The organism is Scytonema sp. UIC 10036, assembly GCF_009725235.1.
The window spans coordinates 41437-60002 of the sequence record NZ_WJFC01000014.1; the positions used below are offsets into that span (position 1 = coordinate 41437).

15 protein-coding genes, 4 pseudogenes and 1 riboswitch are annotated in these 18566 nt (G+C 41.6%); of the genes and pseudogenes, 2 read left to right on the top strand and 17 right to left on the bottom strand.

Features of this window, described 5'->3' with window-relative positions:
• Positions 1–9 precede the first annotated feature (9 nt).
• The 5 genes and pseudogenes from F7734_RS63225 to F7734_RS09005 all read right to left on the bottom strand — a co-directional run.
• Positions 10–198 (bottom strand): annotated as a pseudogene (locus F7734_RS63225) (Uma2 family endonuclease); the annotation flags it as partial.
• A 384-nt stretch (positions 199–582) separates the two neighbouring features.
• Positions 583–1194, bottom strand: a complete 612-nt coding sequence (locus tag F7734_RS08990) for a heme-copper oxidase subunit III (RefSeq protein WP_155744346.1) — start codon at positions 1192–1194, stop codon at positions 583–585.
• 164 nt (positions 1195–1358) lie between these two features.
• Positions 1359–3014, bottom strand: coding sequence for a cytochrome c oxidase subunit I (ctaD, locus tag F7734_RS08995; protein WP_155744347.1), 1656 nt, complete (start codon positions 3012–3014; stop codon positions 1359–1361).
• Positions 3015–3094: 80 nt separating this feature from the next.
• Entirely contained in the window at positions 3095–3937 is an 843-nt protein-coding gene (coxB, locus tag F7734_RS09000) for a cytochrome c oxidase subunit II (protein WP_155744348.1), read from the bottom strand.
• Entirely contained in the window at positions 3934–4281 is a 348-nt protein-coding gene (locus F7734_RS09005) for a hypothetical protein (RefSeq protein ID WP_155744349.1), read from the bottom strand. Before F7734_RS09005 ends, coxB begins: the two co-directional genes overlap by 4 nt.
• Before the next feature lie 805 nt (positions 4282–5086).
• On the opposite strand from F7734_RS09005, the gene F7734_RS65140 reads away from it, so the two are divergent.
• The gene (locus F7734_RS65140; RefSeq protein WP_279239682.1) at positions 5087–5209 is read left to right on the top strand and encodes a hypothetical protein; all 123 of its coding nucleotides are present in this window, start codon (positions 5087–5089) and stop codon (positions 5207–5209) included.
• 80 nt (positions 5210–5289) lie between these two features.
• Positions 5290–6885, top strand: a complete 1596-nt coding sequence (locus tag F7734_RS09010) for a helix-turn-helix domain-containing protein (RefSeq protein ID WP_155744350.1) — start codon at positions 5290–5292, stop codon at positions 6883–6885.
• 74 nt (positions 6886–6959) lie between these two features.
• Here F7734_RS09010 and F7734_RS66005 read toward each other — a convergent pair.
• From F7734_RS66005 to F7734_RS09070, 12 genes and pseudogenes are all read right to left on the bottom strand, one after another.
• Positions 6960–7031: pseudogene (locus tag F7734_RS66005) on the bottom strand (pentapeptide repeat-containing protein); the annotation flags it as partial.
• 65 nt (positions 7032–7096) lie between these two features.
• Positions 7097–8179 carry a nitronate monooxygenase family protein gene (locus F7734_RS09020; RefSeq protein ID WP_155744351.1) on the bottom strand — a complete coding sequence of 361 codons (1083 nt, stop codon included), beginning with the start codon at positions 8177–8179 and terminating at the stop codon, positions 7097–7099.
• A gap of 123 nt (positions 8180–8302) precedes the next feature.
• A complete protein-coding gene (locus F7734_RS09025) occupies positions 8303–9325 on the bottom strand; it encodes an ABC transporter ATP-binding protein (protein WP_155744352.1) in 1023 nt (340 codons plus the stop codon).
• On the bottom strand, positions 9322–10389 hold the full coding sequence (locus F7734_RS09030) for an iron ABC transporter permease (RefSeq protein ID WP_155744353.1): 1068 nt from the start codon (positions 10387–10389) through the stop codon (positions 9322–9324). The genes F7734_RS09025 and F7734_RS09030 overlap by 4 nt, the downstream gene beginning before the upstream one ends.
• A gap of 68 nt (positions 10390–10457) precedes the next feature.
• Entirely contained in the window at positions 10458–11711 is a 1254-nt protein-coding gene (locus F7734_RS09035) for an ABC transporter substrate-binding protein (protein ID WP_155744354.1), read from the bottom strand.
• On the bottom strand, positions 11708–12583 hold the full coding sequence (locus F7734_RS09040) for a (2Fe-2S) ferredoxin domain-containing protein (RefSeq protein WP_155744355.1): 876 nt from the start codon (positions 12581–12583) through the stop codon (positions 11708–11710). Before F7734_RS09040 ends, F7734_RS09035 begins: the two co-directional genes overlap by 4 nt.
• A gap of 81 nt (positions 12584–12664) precedes the next feature.
• Positions 12665–14746, bottom strand: a complete 2082-nt coding sequence (locus F7734_RS09045; RefSeq protein WP_155744404.1) for a TonB-dependent receptor — start codon at positions 14744–14746, stop codon at positions 12665–12667.
• Positions 14747–15048: 302 nt separating this feature from the next.
• Positions 15049–15495 (bottom strand): DUF1636 domain-containing protein, encoded by a 447-nt coding sequence (locus F7734_RS09050; RefSeq protein ID WP_155744356.1) that lies wholly within the window; start codon positions 15493–15495, stop codon positions 15049–15051.
• Between the two features lie 22 nt (positions 15496–15517).
• Positions 15518–15661: riboswitch (cobalamin riboswitch) on the bottom strand.
• Between the two features lie 167 nt (positions 15662–15828).
• Positions 15829–16251: pseudogene (locus F7734_RS09055) on the bottom strand (TonB-dependent receptor); the annotation flags it as partial.
• A 28-nt stretch (positions 16252–16279) separates the two neighbouring features.
• On the bottom strand, positions 16280–16594 hold the full coding sequence (locus F7734_RS09060) for a hypothetical protein (protein ID WP_155744358.1): 315 nt from the start codon (positions 16592–16594) through the stop codon (positions 16280–16282).
• A gap of 591 nt (positions 16595–17185) precedes the next feature.
• Positions 17186–17533 (bottom strand): annotated as a pseudogene (locus F7734_RS09065) (four helix bundle protein).
• 230 nt (positions 17534–17763) lie between these two features.
• Entirely contained in the window at positions 17764–18552 is a 789-nt protein-coding gene (locus F7734_RS09070) for a DUF6262 family protein (RefSeq protein ID WP_155744359.1), read from the bottom strand.
• Positions 18553–18566 lie beyond the last annotated feature (14 nt).

Sequence of the window (18566 nt, forward strand, 5' to 3'; positions counted from 1 at the left end):
TAAAGCCATTCACCAGATTTGGGCCAAATCCAAAACAAAACCAGGTAAAACATCCTCTCCCAATAAAGTTTGTGGACTTTGTAAAATTTCAACTTCTTGATGAGGACGATAAATTTCTAAGAGCTGCTGTTGGCGATTAATTAACCATCCCAGTCTTGCGCCATTATCTATATATTCCCTCATTTTGGCGCGTGTTTTTTCCTTCCCCTGTAGCTTTCCGCTCGAATCTCAAGTCACGGTTATTTTGACAAAGTTGAAAAAATTGCTCGTGGTTCACCACATAAGTTTTGATGGGCAGCCACCTCGTTCCCAGGCTCCGCCTGGGAATGCCTTAGTAGAGGCTCCGCCTCCCAAATGCGAGGCAGAGCCTCGCTGTCTGCATTCCCAGGTAGAACCTGGGAACGAGAGGAGGGGATCGGTTTACTTACCCATCGAAATTAATGTGGTGGATCACTCGTCAGTTAAGTCAATATTTAATTCGAGGGGAGTAGGTAAACTGACGGTATGAGTGTACAATTGAACTCTCTTGGCTTTGAAAAACTTCCAAGAAATAAATTTTGTTGATTACTTTTTTATTTGGAGCTAAAACAGAGTCAGAATATACAGCAGGGTAAATAGGACAATCCAGATGATGTCTACAAAGTGCCAGTAGATTTCTGCCATTTCAATGCCAGTGTGTTTAGTGGCAGAGTAATGACCGAAACGGCGCGATCGCCACAACACTCCTAGTATCAACAATAACCCTACAAATACGTGCAAACCATGAAAACCTGTCATCAAGTAAAAGCAGTTGGCAAACACGTTAGTTGTTAACCCATATCCCAGTGTCAGATACTCATAGACCTGACCTGCAAGGAAAATAGCTCCCATCAAAGCAGTGATACCATACCACAATCGCATTCCGGCGATATTGTTCTTCTTAATCGCTGTATCACCTAAGTGGATGACAAAACTGCTAGAAACCAGGATGACTGTATTAATGGTAGGTACAAGTAATTCTACTTCTGTCCCTTCAGGAGGCCAAACTGCGGTAGCACCGCGTAAAAATAGGTAAGTGGCAAAAAAACCACCAAACATCAAGGACTCGGAAACCAAAAAAGTTAGCAACCCAAACACTCGCAAGTCTGGATGTTCTTCATGGGAGGCTACTGAATCAAATGCTATTTCTGGCGTGTTAAAAGTTGAATCCTGCATAAGTTCCAATTTCTAAATGAAGGATAGATTATGCTTTCTCCATTCCCACCACACGATTACCAATGTTTTTTGTCTCTCGCCTCAGCGTCCTCTACGGTTTTTAGTTAGGTAATCTTTGGGTGGGACAGGAGTAAAAAAGTTGCCATGTATGCGCTTAAGCGCAACTACGAACCAACAGGGACGGCTATTTCGCTAACTTCATCGCTTTTACCGTATTCGTAGGGACCGTGAGTGACTACAGGGAGTACTGCCCAGTTTTCAATTGCGGGTGGAGAACTGGTTGTCCACTCTAAAGTCAGTGCATCCCAAGGGTTATCTGTTGCTTTGGGGCCATACAACCAACTCCAGACAGCGTTGATAAAGAATGGTATTACAGAGACTCCTAAAATAATTGCTCCAAAGGTACAAATATGATTGATACCAGCAAACTGAGGGTCATACATTGCAACTCGTCTCGGCATTCCCTGCAATCCCAGTTGGTGCATTGGTAGGAAGGTGAGGTGAGTGCCGATAAAGGTCAGGGCAAAGTGAACCCGTCCCCAAGTTTCATTGAACATACGTCCCGTCATCTTGGGAAACCAATGATAAATTCCGGCATAGATACCAAATACAGAACCGCCAAACAAGACGTAGTGGAAGTGACCAACTACATAATAGGTATCGTGAACGTGGAGATCGAAAGGAGCCGTACCCAATGTCACGCCGCTCAGTCCGCCAACGACAAACATTGACAGCAAGCCAATAGCAAACAACATGGCACTGGTGAAGCGGATTTTGCCACCCCAAAGTGTAGCTACCCAACCAAAAATTTTTACCCCCGTAGGAACGGCAACAATGAGGGTGGAGATAGTGAAGAACATCCGCATCCAAGCAGGTGTTCCACTGGTAAACATATGGTGTACCCAGACAAATAAACCGATAACGCAGATTGCTAAGCTGGAATAGGCGATCGCTTTATAGCCAAAAATCGGCTTGCGGGCGTGAACCGGAATCACCTCGGACATAATGCCGAAGATCGGTAATATCATTAAATAGACTGCGGGGTGGGAATAAAACCAGAACAAGTGTTGGTAAAGCACCACATTTCCCCCGGCATCAGGTTTAAAGAAAGAAGTGCCAAAGTTGATGTCAAATAACAACAGCACCAATCCGGCTGCGAGCACTGGGGTGGAAAGCAGGGCTAGGACTGAAGTTGCCAGGATTGCCCAACAGAATAGTGGTATTTGAGTCCACTTCATACTGGGAACTTTCAGCTTCAAAATCGTAACAACAAAGTTTAACGACCCCAAAATTGAGGAAGTCCCTACCAACACAATGCTGAGAATCCACATTGACTGGGCTGTATTTGCTGTAATTAAGCTCAAGGGCGGGTAAGCAGTCCAGCCACTTTGGGAACCGCCAAACAAGAAACTTGCTAGCAATAACGCTCCAGCCGGAGGATTGAGCCAAAAAGCGATCGCATTGAGTTTGGGAAACGCCATATCTCGCGCTCCAATCATCAATGGCACTAAGAAGTTGCCAAATCCGCCAATGGCAGATGGGACAATCCAAAGAAAAATCATGATTGTGCCGTGATTGGTCATGAAAGCATTATAGAGATTGGGGTCGAGGACATCTGAATCTGGCGTATATAATTCGATTCGGATGGCCATTGCCATCAATCCCCCAATCAGATAAAACACAAAGGCTGTAACCAGATATTGGATACCAATAACTTTGTGATCGATGTTAAAGGTGAAGTAGTCGTACCATTTCCAACTCTTGGGTAGTTCGTGATGGGTAACGACTTCTGTTGCTGGTGAAGTTTCTAACTGTGTCATACCAATTTTGGATTTTAGATTTTAGATTTTGGATTGAACAAGAATACCTATCCGAAGTTGGTATCATCGATGAAAACAGGCTAAGGATTGACTGCAACGGTTCGATCCATTTCTGGCTGCTGGGCTACGCGGTTTTCTTCCAGCCAGCGATCGAACTCTTCCGGCGTGTGGACGATTACAGAAGAACGCATACTGCCGTGATAGCCGCCACAAAGTTCGGTACAAACTATTGGGTATTCTCCGGTTTTTGTTGCGGTGAACCGTAACTGTGTGGCTTGACCGGGAATTGCATCTTGCTTCAACCGGAACTGTGGAACCCAAAACGAGTGGATCACATCATTTGCAGAAATGTTAAGCAGTACGTCTTGTCCGACTGGAACGTGCAATTCGCCAGCAATGATATTGCTATCGGGATAGTTGAACAGCCAAGCATACTGCATTCCGCTGACGTTCACGACTAGAGATGGTGCCTTGCCTTCGTTAGCAGGTATAGAACCAATACCAATTGGGCTGGAGTTGGGTTGTGCTGTTGACTGGTGGGCGATCCCATGATGGGCGATCGCATCAATTCCTCCCATTTCAGTGTAAACATCGACACTATATATCCCCAGTCCGATAACAATGATTCCTGGTATGATAGTCCACAAAACCTCTAGAGGAAAGTTGCCTTCAATTGGCAGCCCATCACCGTTATCTCCGCGACGACGGCGAAATTGAATGATAGAAATTAGAATTGCCCCTTGTACTACCAAGAACAAAGCAGTACCAATGGCGACCATAACGTTAAAGAAATTGTCTACTAAAGGCGCTTGTGCAGAAGCTTGCTCTGGCAGAAGAGAATGATGTTGCCCTACCCACACGCTGATAAGAGTAATTAAAATGCCAGCAATTAAGGTGAAGATCCCAAGGGGAATTTCTTTCATAAAATAATTTCCTCTGGATAAGTATTTCGCTCCCACAGTCTTTCCAACATTTCGACTTGTCTTTGCAGCACACTAGTACGATAAACAACATATCTGTCGTACAAAGCAATTCCCAAACCAAAACCAATAGGGGAAAAAAACATCAACCATAATGAAAGACAGATAACTGTATTGTCCTCATGAGTCGTTAATTGCTGGCTATCGTTAACTGCATACAGTAAATGTTGTGTCGTCATAAAATCGAGATGGTGCTTCCAAACCAAGCCGACGACTCCTATAGCTGGAGAAAGCACGACTAAGGTTAACAAACAAACTGTCAGAAAATTCAAGAGTTTAGGTTTCATCTTGGTACTAATGCGCTCTAGTAATATTTACTGCACGAACCTTCTTGTTAGCACTTTGTGTATCAACAGCGTTATATCAGTTACTTCATCTTTCAGTAGCACATATTTAAGCGTGTACTCAACTGTTAGAATCCTTAAAGGATAAGGACTGCAAAATTTTTTGCCTTTGGGGTACTAGTATTTTATTGACGTTGTTAGCACCAACAGCAATATAGTTCAGTTAAGTCAGTTGGCGAGAAAAAACCAAACTATGTAACGAAAAGTAAAATCTGTATATTTGGTTCTTAGTAGCGCTGTCTTCGCATGCATCGCCACTACAAACCAACAATCGTTATTTACGCCCACTTACTTAGCAACGATCAATTCCGATTGTTTTACCTCACCTCTCACCTCTTACCTCTGCGTACTCTGCACCTTAGCGGTTAAATAAATAACTTTTGAACCGCAGAGGACACAGAGAACGCAGAGAGTGAAGATGAGGAATTGCTGCCAGAAGCCAAATTTTATGAGTGACCTTGACAGGGCTAGACTAAGGGGGGTAATAATGTGATTAAAATCACAGCCAATCACTTTTCAAACATCCTCTTAAGGCGAAATACTTTGTATAATAATTTTGCCAGAAATATTAAGATTTCATTTAATAGTTCAAATTGAACAAAAGCCTCATAATTTTCCGGTTAAAAAAATTACTAAGAAAAATTTAGAAGAGTGCGGCTCTCAGCACAACGAGTAGGTCGGCGTGACAAAGCCAAACAATCTAAAGATAAGTTAATACAGGGGGTGCATTTACCAAGGTGATTGAGATATGGACGCTTGTTTAAGGGTATTTTGGACTTGCGATCGCGATAAAACTCTCTTATGTCTGAGAGATGCGAATGTACCGCAGAAAGTCAAAGATGGTATAACTGCACTAACTTTGATATGGTGAGGAATCAATGGAAGCTGAAGCTTGTAGGTATATACAGCTTTAGTTAGCATTTCAAAGGTGAAAATCACTCCTACACGACTATGCCTTACGCTATTACTCAGCGCTGTATTCAGTGTCATAACTGCCTTCCTGAGTGCCCTACAGGTGCCATTAAAATTATCGAAGGCGAATACTGGATTGACCCTAGTTTGTGTGATAATTGTCAACATTATGTTGCGCCGCAGTGTGTAGTTTTGTGTCCTGTCAATTCTCCAGTTCCTTGTCAAACCAAAAAGGGTAGATACAAGGTTGATGAGAGAAATGTTCCCATCCAGGAGCTTTTTCTTGACGGGAAAAGCCATCCTTTTGCTTCAGCGATTGTCATTTGGGAATTGTGTAACGTTTTAGCACAGCGACAATCTCTTCCCTGGAAAATAGATGCTTTTGGAAAGCTGCATTATCAAAGGCAAATTCATGGAGGTAAGGGAACGATCGCCTTCCAAGTTACAGACAGTGTAGGTTTGGAGCCGCCCGTTGCACTGAAAGGGGAAAAGGTTTTCTCTGCGATCGAGACATTTGATATGAGATCGGCTTGCGTACACTTGCTATATGCTGCTCATGTTACTAACCTAGATAAGCCTTGGGAAAAAGAGTTCATCATCAACGACCGACAAATTGAGGAATATCTGGGATTGGACAAGCGCACGGACTTGAGCAAACCTATTAAGTTAGCTCTCATTAAAGAACTTGCTCAACAACCCTGCCGATTTATAGCTTCTATTCATTTGCCTCCAAAAGGAAAGATCGAGGGGGTCTGCCTTGAAAAAAGTCGTATATGGCATTTATTGGACATTCAGCACCACTTTCAAGAAGATGAGATGGGCTGCAAACATCTGGTGGGTTTGACTTTCAAAATTAAAGCAGGTCGGTGGGCGCAGTATTTTCTCAATCGGCAAGGGTGCAAGGAGCGTACTGCTTTCTACCAATATGGTACTTTACCCAAAGCCTTACTAAGTGCGGTCATGAGTATTTGGCAGAAGCATGAGGGTGCAGCTCGGATGATGCTGTGGTTGTTATTTAAAACCAAAATGGGTAGAGAACAGCGGGTGACGATCCCCACTCTCATGAAAGTTGCTTATGGGGAGGAAAAATTTAGCCAAGTATCTTTGCAACCGGAGAATCGCCAACGTCTGCTAAAAATATTTGAAAGCGATTTAGAGGTACTCAATCATTATGGATTCAAACCTATATTCGATCCAGTGACCTATCCATTGGAAATTCAACCTTTATGGGCTAAGCTAGTTGATATTCCAGAAGACGGGGAAGCAGCTGTGGAATTCTGGATTGATGATGGCAGTCATGACACCCGATTGACCGATGCGGCTCCTCGTGGTAAGTGGAATCGATTGATGAATGCCCGCATCTTATATTTTGAAATGCCACCAGAGTGGAAAAAACAACTTGCAAAGTCTAAGAAGAAACAGAAAACAACTAACCGCAAAACACAGTTAAAACCGCAAATAACTCTCTCTACTGAATATATTTCTGAAGCAAGAAAAAAATTGGGGTTGAGCCAAAGAGACTTGGCACAACTAACAGGTAAAAGTCAGAGTTGGATTCGTGATATTGAAAATGGGCGTTTTCAAGCTAAGTTAGAAGACCAGATGTTATTGCTAAAAGCGCTGGGGATGAATTAGATTTTGAGATGACGAAGCGCAACAGCAAAATAGTTAGAGATGAAGCATGAAATACAAGCCTCACAACTAAGAAATAGCTTTGCTCCATCTAAGTTGGCATGATGTAGTAAAGCTGCTCTCAAGTCTGCGTAGCTCAAATCTGCCCCATTATTCGACCTTTGATTTATAACTCTAGCACTTTCTTATTATGGACATTTGAGAGCATTGCCTTCTAAGGTTGGGTTAACACTGCCATCAGTTCTGCGACGGACATGATACGTTCAGTGTACTTAACATTAGCTCCAGAAAAAATTAGACCGTGTTCTACGTCTCCAGATGCAGCTTTAGCTAGCGCTTGGAGAAGACAATAAGTTTTTCCAGTGTCTCGACACAAGCACGCTTCTAAGCAATTAGCTACACATCGCCGTTCTAATGCTGTTGATGAGCCAGCTATTGCCTGCTGTGCAAAGGGATTGCGTAAAGCACGACTGGGTTTTCCTACAGGGCTGGGCACAGTCACAATATCTTCTGGACAGGCTTTGAGATGGCACTCTTTATAACGTTGGTCAGCATCGCATTCTTCTGTGGTAATGAAGCGAGTACCGATTTGGACGCCATCTGCTCCAATTGCCAATATGCGATCGATATCGCTTCGATCCCAAATGCCTCCCGTAACAATCAACGGAATTATGACACCTAGCTTTTGTTCCAAATAGTCTCGCAGCTGAGAAATGAGAGACTCTGTCGAGAATTCTGGAGTGTTTACGTGTTCGCACTGCGTGAAATGCCCCCCAACCATCTGACAATTTTCGACAATCAAGGCATCGGGTAGTCGATTGTATTGACGTTGCCAACTTTCGCAGATGGTTTGGGCTGACAGCAAGTCGGAGATGCTTGGCACTAATGCCACATCGGGATAGTCTGCTGTGTACATCGGTAAAGTCAGAGGCACTCCAGCTCCAGTAATAATAAAATTGGCTCCATGAGCAGCAGCTGTCTGAGCCAACACGGGATAATCTTTGGTGGCAACAAGAATATTAACCCCGATCGCTCCATTTGGGCTAAGGGTGCGGGCTTTGGTCAGTTCATCTATCAAAGCAAGTCGATTGGCTTCAAAAAAGTTCCCTCGTTTGCGTTGACGAAAGTAGGGAGAATGCAACCCCAGTCCCAGCGAGGCGATCGCACCTACTCCACCTGCGTTGGCAACTGCTGCTGCAAGCTTTGCGCCAGATACCTGTACTGCCATTGCACCTTGAACAATGGGATAGCGGGCAACGTGTTTGCCAATCCGTAGGGGATGTAAGATAGAGGTCATTAAAATACATTTCCTTATAACTGTTGAGTCATTTTAGCACCTCAGTGTTCATTGTTGCTTTGGTATGGAGTATTGGGGTAGCTTTTTCGGTCTGTTATAACTAAGCCTTTAAAGTAGCGAGCGCTACATCGGCAAAAATTGATTCAAGAATTGAATGAGTTTTTCTACCTCATAGTACAAAAGTATTTCGCGATCGCGTATAACCTGCCAAACAACTTGTTCTTTTGTAGATATCACTTCTATGCAGATGGGAGAGGATTTGCTCTCAGTCTGAACAAGAAATCCCACTCTTTCCAAAGCGCGTTTTGTCCATAACGCTTCTACACCGTCACCCACCAAATCTACTGCACCCCGTACTGCTGTATTAAGATGAAACTCTCCAGAAGTAATATCAAATTCCACTCCTTCACTGCGGAAAGTTTCGGCAAATGCACCGCTCAAAACTAAATCTTCCGGTGCGCCAACGTGCAAAGTTCCATTGCTGGCTAATAACCAAATTTTGTCTGCTAAACGTAAAGCGAGATTGAGATCGTGGGTGGATAAGAGAATTGCTTGGTGATTTTTCCAAGCAATCTGGCGCAGCAATTGCATAATTTCCACACGTCTGGGTAAATCTAAAAATGCTGTTGGCTCATCAAGTAGCATGACAACAGGTGATTGTGCTAAAGCGCGTGCGATCGCAATTTTTTGTCTTTCTCCGTCACTAAGTTCGCTAACATGGCGTTGCGCTAAGTGTGTGGCACCGACAGATTTTATTGCCCAAGTGACAATTTCTTCATCTTGCGGTGTTAACTTTCCCCACCAATCCGTGTAGGGATAGCGTCCTAAAGTCACAAAGGTGTATGCTGATAGCATTCCTACATCTATCTTCTCAGTCAGCACCAAGCTGAGACGTTTTGCTAATTCTTGCGGTGGTAATTTATAAACATTTTCTCCTAACAGTTGCACTTCCCCTTGAAGAGGGGGTTGCATGCCAGCAAGCGTCCGTAGTAAGGTTGACTTACCCGCTCCATTGGGACCGAGCAAACAGACGAGTTCTCCAGCTTGGAGTGATAGGTCAATACTGGATGCAACTTTTCGTAAAGTTGTCTGGGATGTTTTGTAACCAATAGTCAGGTTGTGGGTTGTGAGAATTGCATCACTCATGTGGGAAAAGATTTTTGCGAATTGCGTTTTAAAATGACCCAGGTAACCACAGGAGTTCCTATTAAGGCAGTGATAGCATTTAATGGTAGAACAATTTGACTTCCCGGAAGTTGGGAAATCAAATCTGCAATTAATGCTAGAATAGCACCCATCATTGTAACTGCTGGAATTAATATGCGATGATCTGAAGTATTAAACAAACTGCGACATAAGTGGGGAATTGCGACACCCAAAAAGGCGATGGGACCGCAAAAAGCAGTGATTGCTCCTGCTAAGACAGAAGCACTAGTAATAATTAAAAATCTGGCTTTTTGTACTGTTAACCCCATACTGCGTGCATAAGATTCTCCAAGTAACAATGCATTGAGTGGTTTTGATAGCAAGAGCGCCATCAGCAAACCCAAAAGTATGACAGGAGCTAAAATAATCATTTGTGTCCAAGTTACCCCCGCAAAACTGCCAAAAGTCCAGATAAGATAAGTTTGAATGCGTTCTTGGGAACTAAAATTTAGTAAAATACTAACAATGGCACTAGTAGCGTAGCCAAATAATAAACCTAAAATCAACAGTGTCATTGTGTCGCGGACTCGGCGAGCAACCAGTAACATCATTCCTAAAACTGATGCTGCACCAAGACTGGCTGAGATGACTAAACCAAAGTCGCCAATTATGCCTAAATCTTTTAATAGTGTTGGTATACCTGTGGCGGTAGCTGTGAGGACAACTAATGCGACTCCTAAACTTGCTCCCGAACTAATTCCTAAGATGAATGGTCCGGCTAGAGGATTTCTAAATAAGGTTTGCATTTGCAAGCCACTGACTCCTAATGCTCCACCTGCAAGGATTGCAGTCAATGCTTTTGGTAAGCGAAATTTGAGAATGATGCTAGTCCATGTGGTTTTTTCTGGTTGTTGTCCTAGTAGGATTGTGATGACTTGATTGAGGGGGATTTGAACTGAACCTAGGGCTATATCGAGCAGGAAGGCGAGAATGAGGGTTAAAAGTAATGTGGAGAAGAGGAGTAGTGGTATGGGGAGATTTTTGGAGGTTTTTAAAAATGGCATTTTAATTATATAAACCGCAAAGGTGCGAAGTACGCAAAGAAAGAAGGTAAGAAGGAGAGTTTTGGAACTTAGGAAAGTTTACGATAGTATGTTAGCTTGTGAGCGGGAAGGATTTCCGGATGCAGAATTTTAATTATATCGGATAGGATGAGATGGGGGTTGCTAATGCCGCTTTCCCAGCAGTCATTGCCATTACTGGAGTTAAGACGAGCGTTGTTGTTATAAAGGTTTCCGTTTTTTACTGCTTTAAAAGTAGCATAGCGGTTATCGTCTGCCAGTAAGTCTTTTCGTGTTTTCCAATATTGGCTACCGTTTAACCAGTAATCAGCATTGGCACCACGTTCAAAGACTTCTTCAAAGGATAATGGTAGAGAACCTGATGATTTATTATCTTTCCACACATAGTTTGCGCCTGCATCAGCTAAATATTGGGCAACATAACTGTTACCTCCTGGCATATACCAAGTTCCTTTTGAGTTAAATCCTACGAATACGGTTGGACGATTTTTAACAGCTTTTGCTTTGGTGGAGATTGTTTGATATTGTTTTGCTACTTCGTTGAATATTTTTTCGGCTTTGGCTTCACGGTTAAAAAATAAGGCAGTAAACTTTAGCCATTCCGCTTGTCCTAATGGAGAGGATTCCATGTATTCGGCGTTAAGAGCCACTTTTAAACCTGCTTCTAGTAATTTGGGGTAACTATCAAATTCTGGATTACCGACTCCATACGTTGTCACTAAGTCGGGATTTAAATCTAATATTTTTTCTATATTGATATTAGCATTATTTCCTACTGAGGCAATTTGACTGGCTTTTATTTTCTGAACAACACTAGCAGTATTCACTTTACTGATGTCGCTGAATCCAAGAAGTTTATCTACAACTCCTAATTTATCCAAATGGGGTAAGTGAGTTGTTGACAGCGAGACCATTGTGTTTATTGGGATTTGAATAATTTGTGTTTCTTTATATTCTTCTGGTATTGGTGTACCGCATTGAACAAGAACATATTGAAATGTCACGTCAGCATTTCGCCAAGGATTTTTGATTGTAATAACTTTGTAATTATCGCGATATTCTACTACAAACCCCTTGGCATATTTCACACTCGCTTTTTCTGGAAAGTAATTGATTGTTGGTTTATAGTTTTGAACACATCCTTGGAGAACATTGGTATTGGAAGAGAAAATTGTGCCATCAGTCAATTGATTAGTATCACTTACTGTGTTTGACTTGTGACAAGCTATAATCAAAACAGCAATTAAGACTATCTGGCACAAGAGGATTAGGGTTTTAGATTTGAGAAATCTTGCACCTATCATGCATTTGATCCGGGTGGGTAAGAATGTTGGGTTAATTTATTTCCTTGAACTAAATGCTCGTTGACAATTTTTTCAGCAATATCTGGATTGACACGAGTATACCAAGTTCTATCCTCTGAGTAAAATACGACAGGACCAAGTTTACAAACTTCCAAACATCCAGAAGTTCTGACTTCCACTTCTAAACCTGCTTCATCAACTGCTGCTTTTAATGCATCATAAACAGGTTGCCATTTTTGCGAAGGAAGACAGCGACTAGAGGTACAAACCGATATGTAAGAATGTTTCAGGGGATTTTTGTGAAATGGTAGGGGTTTATTTCCTAATACATAAATATCCCGAAGCTCTTCATACAATTCTAATTTAGATAGATCGGGTTTACCTTCTGGTAATAAGTTTTCTCCCTCCACTAATGGATTGGGTAATAAGATTGTCATCAATTGCTCGCGATCTCCATTCCAAAATTGTATTCCCCAACTTCTAGGGTTTCCCTCTTCGTTAAACCGACGATAAAAAGCTGCACGGCTGACTTGGCGCTGTTTCCTTAATTCTACTGGTGTATTGCAATGGGGACCTCCTAAATTTGCCTCAATACACAGGTGCAAGTGCCAACCTTCTGCTGCGACTGTAAGATATCCATCATAGAGAATACAAAGTTTGGGAGGGGCATTAAATTCTAATTCTAAAACACTTCCTTGTACAATATGCCCTACTCCTACTTGATGCCAGTTTTGCTGAAACAGAGTATATAACAGTGATGAAAGCACATCAGTACTACAATCAAAATCTTCATATTCTATCTTTCCTCCAGTTGGTGAAGGTTCAGAGATAACACGATTTAATGGTTTGACCCAAGGATTGAATTCAGTCATAGGGATTTTGGATTTTGGATTTGAGATTTTGGATTCTTAGTTAAACAACTAACAACTAACAACTAACAACTAACCACTAACCTAAAAAGTCGAATTTATACCTACTTGAAAAACTCTACCTGCATCGGGAAATCCAGGAAATAACTGATATCTTTGATTAAAGATATTGTCTACGCTACCTGCGATTACTATTTTATCACTTAGAGGCACTCTTAGTTTAAAATCAAAAGTTGTATACCCTGGTAAAAATTCAGTGTTCGTATTATTGGTTGGATATGAACCTAGGGAATGCATAAGTATTCCTGCGTATAATCCTTGGGGTGTTTCATAGGAAACTCCGAAATTTAAACTATCTGCACCTGCAAATCTTAATTCATTGTCTTCCTCGTCAAGATTGACACTTTCTAAAATGCGAGGTTCATTGAGCGTGTAGTTCACAAAAGCGTATAGGTTTTTTGCCAGTTGTAGGTTCAAAACTGCTTCAATTCCCAAGGTGCGGACTAAACCAATATTCTCGTATGTAGCTACGGGAACAGCAAAGTTATAGGCAATTAGGTCTGATATTGTATTGTTAAAAAAGGTTAAACGCAATAGACCGAAGTTCCCAAGTTTCTGGTCAATTCCTATATCATAGCTGTTTCCTTTCTCTGGTTCTAAATTTGGATTACCTACAAAGGTGGAACCTCTAGCATACAAGTTAAAAAGGGTAGGTGCGCGAAAATTCCTGATGTAGTTGGCTCTTATGGTGGTAGAGTCTGTAAGTGCTAGTTTTGCGCCTACACTGGGAGATGTGAAGGAGCCATTCACTAAGCTGCTAAAATCTTGGCGTATGCCAAAATTCATACTGAAGCTTGGGGTAAAATTTATTTCATATCTAGCAAACAATGCTCCTTGATTAATACTATCGTCGTAACTAACTGTTTGTTGGTTGTTGAAATAGGTGAAGGTGCTGTTACGTGCTGATACACTGCGGTAATCAAAGCCATAAACCAATGCTTGATTTTTAGCAAAATTCCAACTGTGCTGTACTTGCATTCCGTAAGAATTTTGCTCGTTATCAAACCGATTTTGAACGTTCAGTGTTCCAGTACGATTATCAGAACGGGTGTTGAGAAAATCTGCGTAAAATTTCGCTGTCAGCAGGGAATCGTTTCCTCCTCCCAGTTTTGAAGCCCAGGTTAAGTCAGTGAGAACTTGATCTGTGTATTTCCGATTGTTGTCGGTTAAGGAGTTGAAATAACCTTGTCCAAAGACTGGGAAAGGGATAGGAACTCCTCCTGGAACTCCTTGATCTTTTGAAAGGTACAGAGTTGACAGAGTTAGGGTATTGCGATCGCCTATATTTCCTTCTAACTTAACATTAAAGTTATTGTATAGAGCTTCATTATTTTTTCTAGTGCCTTCAAAGTTCGCTTCTGGAATCGAATAAAGATAATTGTTATCAGCTTGGGTGCGATTGTACCCCACAACCCATCCAATATTGCCTACTTTCCTGCTATTTTGAATAGTCTGTTGATTAAGCCCATACGCACCAACTGTGACTTCCCCTCGTGTTGTGAGTGTCTCTGTTGGAGGGCGAGTGATGATGTTGATAACTCCTCCAATTGCGGAGGAACCATAAAGGGTAGAACCTCCTCCCGGTAAAACTTCTATTCTTTCAACAATGTTGCTAGTAATTTCTGAAAGGTCAAAACTACCGCTTCCAAGATTGTTAATTGGTCTCCCATCTAGCAAAATCAAAACTTGTTCCGAGTTGGAACCCCGGATAAATTGACCGCTTAATGCGTTCACCTCTGTCCCGACTGTACCATCAGGTAAGATTCCTGGAAGAAATCGCAGTGCTTCTCTGACAGTTTTCGCTCCCTGCGCTTCTATTTCTTCTCCTGTAATGACATAGACTGGACGAGTAGAATCTTTGACTGTTCCTTCTCTACGAAAGGGTGTAAATACAGGTTGATTCAATACCTTTCCTGTGACATTCAGTTCAATATCTGGTTCTTGTTCGTTAGTTGGCGCTGGTGTACTTTGGGTGATGGTTGTGTTATGAACTGGTTGCTTGTTTTGTTGTGCGAGCGCGCACTCGCTCTTACAAAACATCCCCCAAGTCACTCCAATAGACACAATAAGTTGAATTCTCCAACTGAGAACACACAAGGTATTCATTTCTCTCCTCACTGATTCAGCTTTTTTAGAAACCACTTTCTGTACTAAAGAGTTAAGCTCATCCCACCCTGAAGGAATGGGACGAGAGCAAGAAAGCAGGAATGGGGCATGAGGCATGGTAAATTACAGCAGTTTGCACCTAAATGAACTACACTGTTTGTCATAGCGCAGTGTTAAGAGCGCCCCTACAACTGTGGTCTATTGACTTGAAAATGACTGTAACTCAGCACCAATGCCTCTAGATTGGTATTTGGCCCAAACTTTTACTCAGATAAATCCCTGAGAGTGCATTGAGCGACGAACTATAGAAAAATTGAGGGTGCCGATGTGAAAGTCACCAATTGTGAGATGATAATTGTTACCATAGCAATGGGAGGAATTTTTGCCAAGATTCCTTTTTTGAGAGGTTCTGGTCTTTCTGCCCAAGGCAACAAGCCCTGGGGATGAGTATGATACTTACTAGCGCACTCCAACACACCTGCTATTGCTGAAAGAGGTAAATCTGGTGATAAATCACCAAAAAGATAAGTGTATTTATGACTTGCTGCAAAAGAAATAACACAAGAACGATTGCAAGCGCTCATACATTCTACAGGTTGAATTTCAAACTCTGAGTGCAATTCCCAATCAGAGAACGATTCCTGCAATCGCTGTAATAGTTTTTCACCACCACTTACGCCAACTCGCTTTCCACCTTGCCATACACTGGCGCAAGTGGTACAAACAAACATAATATGCTGTATTTTCATCTATACCTCGTAGATGAGCATCAATAAAAGTTAACCAATCGGTGGGCGTTCTGACTCAAAAGGAAAACCTTTATTACAGCTGCGGGACAGTGCCGGATTTGCACCGAACTTTCCCCGTTACCTCTAGTGGCTGGTCTCCACTAGAACCGAATTGTTTTTTACGATATCACATTTGTGTAGCTGCTCATCTTTAATTTTTGGGGGCGTTGGCACTTTGCCTAGAACTGAAACAAACCATTTCAGCCAATCGATCCCATTGCTCATCGGTTGTTCATTCAAATCGCTGCTCTATAAATATGCCCGATCTAGTGATGTTATACAACATTAGAGTTATCAGAACGTGTATGAAATGGTTCCTTGTACTGTGAATGGCGCATCAGGGTAAATAATGTTTCTACTTTGAGATGTCTCGTAATATTCAACGCCAAAGAGATTTCTGATATTGAGCGCAACCCGCCACGTATCGCGTTTGTAGAAGATGGTGGCATCTGTTCTGAAGTAGCTTGGCAATTCAAATGTGTTCAATGAATCCCCAGGTCTATCTCCAACAAAAAATAATCCAAGTCCTCCTCCAAAACCTTTCAAACCGCCATTCTGAATTTGGTAAGTTGTCCAAAGACTGGCAGTATGTTGAGCTGAGTTAGACAATCGATTACCAATGGGAATTGTGTTGTCTTCCGTGACACGGGCATCAATATAGGCATAGGTTGCAATAATGTTCCAACCGGGCAAAATTTCGCCAATCACATCCAACTCAAAGGCAAAGTCTTTTCTCCCACCACTGTCACTCGTACAGTATTTGCATCAATATTTGTGACTGTAATCTCAGTAATTCCCTCCACTGTCCTGAAAGCATAAACCAAAACTCTAGGGGATGTGGATGGTCAATGCTTTGTATGATTAAATTGTCAGGGCGCTGACAGCTCTCAATTTCCAACAATAAACCTTGTCGCAATTCAATTCGCCGATGATATCCTTCTCCTAATGTTTGGGGAAACTTGCAGGTCACATCTAATTGATCGTCGGGGTCATGATGTTGGTTTTGATCGACTTCTTGAAAGAGTTCCTCGTGCGCTTGTTGGGAAATAGTAATAGTCATGATTAATTAAACAGGAGCTTATTGAGATTAATTATTACTATTTTCTTAGCCCTACACAAGCTAGATAAGCTCTCATCTTGAGGTGTCAAATTTCTCACCAGTCTATGTAAGAATATTGCCCCAAACATTTAGCCGATCGCTGTTTAAATTTGTGCGATCGCATGGCAGCGCCGCCGTACCCGGCTTATCGTGCTTGTACCTTTAGCCTTAGCATCTACCCCTGTTAAGGTGTACTAACAAAGTACTAGCTCAAAGCCTGATTCTTACGTCGCACCCCCAGGGCAAACGCATCTAAAAAGGCAGGGGAAGCAGGGAGGTAGGGGAGGCAGGGGAGGTTGGGAAACTGGTAAGTGTAGAAATTTAAGTTCGAGTCGTGGTGATTACCCATAACAGTTAATAAAATTGGCATCAACTGCTGAATTTTAGGGACTAAAAGCAGCCTGATAAAGGGAGTATTAAATAAAGAAACTGTTAGCATTTTTTGGCTAAATAATTCAATTAAATTTTCCCAACTTCTGAGGCAAGTTCCTGTCAAAAACTAACATATATAGAGCAACTACAGAAGTGAATGTAAATGATATCTTTAGCTGTTCAACGATTAATTAACCAGGGGGATGGATTGTTAATCATATTGACGCTCACCAGACAAAACTTGATTGTAGCGGACGTAAAGTTCTTGTCCAGTAGATACTTCTATGTAACCACATTTGATAGCAAAGTCAATCCAAGGAGCGTGTTTCCGCAGCTTCAGCTTCACAATCATTCAATTTTGCAATAAAAGCCGCAACAAGACCGCCTTTTCCTCCAAGCTTCTGCCAGATTAGCACAAACGGAGCGTGAACAACGACGAATTTGATCGGTTAAAGCATATTTTTCTTCAAGTTTATCTCGTCTACAACGTCTACAACGTATACCCTGTATATGTTTGACGTTGTGTATATCTTCTACAACATAATGAAAGTCCATCGTGCGCTCGATAACTAACGGTTGCTTCTTTGCCATAAATATTCTAGCGTCCGTCCTTTTCAAACTATTGTTTCTAGAGGTATCCATTCGTCAGTAATTTCTCAAACTAAAATGCCCCCTTTAGTGCCTTGACTTGCTTAAACTAAGCCTTGTTCTTGAGCTAATTTAAACCACTTTGAGAAAGAATCAGTAATTTGATGAAGTTATTCAGAATCAGTGAAATTTGGTGTCCAACCTTCTTCTAATGCTTGTCTGAACAGTCCAGCTTTTGATTGAATTTTTGGCTGACTCTTTAAATATTCCTCGATGGCCAATAGAGCATTAAAAATTTCCAGTTGTGTTTTAGATTCGAGAATTTTCTTAAGTGTAGCATTCATTTTAATTCCTAGACTTGATAGTTTCATCCGCAATTGTTCCTCAACTTCACTCTCCCTAAAATTTGGCGGGAATTTTTGATTAATAAGAAGAGTCTCCGGGGGAATTTCTCTCAAATTAGTTTGAGAAGCTAGGAATTCATTTCTGACTCTTTCCAGTTCTAAGTTCAGAATTTTAATTTCTGATTTCTGTCTCATATTTTCTTGTTGAATCCGGTCTAACAAATCTAGTTTAATTCCTAGTTGATAAAGCTCGCCAGTCATTTGTTCATTTTGTCTCTTCAACTCTTTTTTTTCAAATTCAATCATCTTAATTCTTGAGCGCAACTGTTGAATGATAACTTGTTTAGATTTTTCTGATGCAGTTTGAGGACGAGTTAAGATTTTTGCTTGCTTAACTTGTTTATCCCGAATTTCTTGAATACGGTCTTTAACTTCCGGATATTTATATAGATAACTAACACTTACATTTGCTTCCCTAGCAATATTGCCAAAAGAAAGGCGCTCATCATTCTTTAGCAGTTTATGAATGGCGAGTTCGGTCCGCTCAATACAATCTTGTTTGCGTTGTTGTTGCGTTGCATTTAGTTTAGCTATTCTTTTTTCTTTTCCATTCATATGATTCTTCTATA

Bases quoted from the DNA above. Each gene is read 5' to 3' on its own strand.
- F7734_RS09025 (WP_155744352.1), bottom strand. From the start codon at position 9,325: ATGAGTGATGCAATTCTCACAACCCACAACCTGACTATTGGTTACAAA.
- F7734_RS09060 (WP_155744358.1), bottom strand. From the start codon at position 16,594: ATGACTATTACTATTTCCCAACAAGCGCACGAGGAACTCTTTCAAGAA.
- F7734_RS09010 (WP_155744350.1), top strand. From the start codon at position 5,290: ATGCCTTACGCTATTACTCAGCGCTGTATTCAGTGTCATAACTGCCTT.
- F7734_RS65140 (WP_279239682.1), top strand. From the start codon at position 5,087: ATGGACGCTTGTTTAAGGGTATTTTGGACTTGCGATCGCGATAAAACT.
- coxB (WP_155744348.1), bottom strand. From the start codon at position 3,937: ATGAAAGAAATTCCCCTTGGGATCTTCACCTTAATTGCTGGCATTTTA.
- F7734_RS09040 (WP_155744355.1), bottom strand. From the start codon at position 12,583: ATGACTGAATTCAATCCTTGGGTCAAACCATTAAATCGTGTTATCTCT.
- F7734_RS09050 (WP_155744356.1), bottom strand. From the start codon at position 15,495: ATGAAAATACAGCATATTATGTTTGTTTGTACCACTTGCGCCAGTGTA.
- ctaD (WP_155744347.1), bottom strand. From the start codon at position 3,014: ATGACACAGTTAGAAACTTCACCAGCAACAGAAGTCGTTACCCATCAC.
- F7734_RS09030 (WP_155744353.1), bottom strand. From the start codon at position 10,389: ATGCCATTTTTAAAAACCTCCAAAAATCTCCCCATACCACTACTCCTC.
- F7734_RS09005 (WP_155744349.1), bottom strand. From the start codon at position 4,281: ATGAAACCTAAACTCTTGAATTTTCTGACAGTTTGTTTGTTAACCTTA.
- F7734_RS08990 (WP_155744346.1), bottom strand. From the start codon at position 1,194: ATGCAGGATTCAACTTTTAACACGCCAGAAATAGCATTTGATTCAGTA.
- F7734_RS09045 (WP_155744404.1), bottom strand. From the start codon at position 14,746: ATGAATACCTTGTGTGTTCTCAGTTGGAGAATTCAACTTATTGTGTCT.
- F7734_RS09070 (WP_155744359.1), bottom strand. From the start codon at position 18,552: ATGAATGGAAAAGAAAAAAGAATAGCTAAACTAAATGCAACGCAACAA.
- F7734_RS09035 (WP_155744354.1), bottom strand. From the start codon at position 11,711: ATGATAGGTGCAAGATTTCTCAAATCTAAAACCCTAATCCTCTTGTGC.
- F7734_RS09020 (WP_155744351.1), bottom strand. From the start codon at position 8,179: ATGACCTCTATCTTACATCCCCTACGGATTGGCAAACACGTTGCCCGC.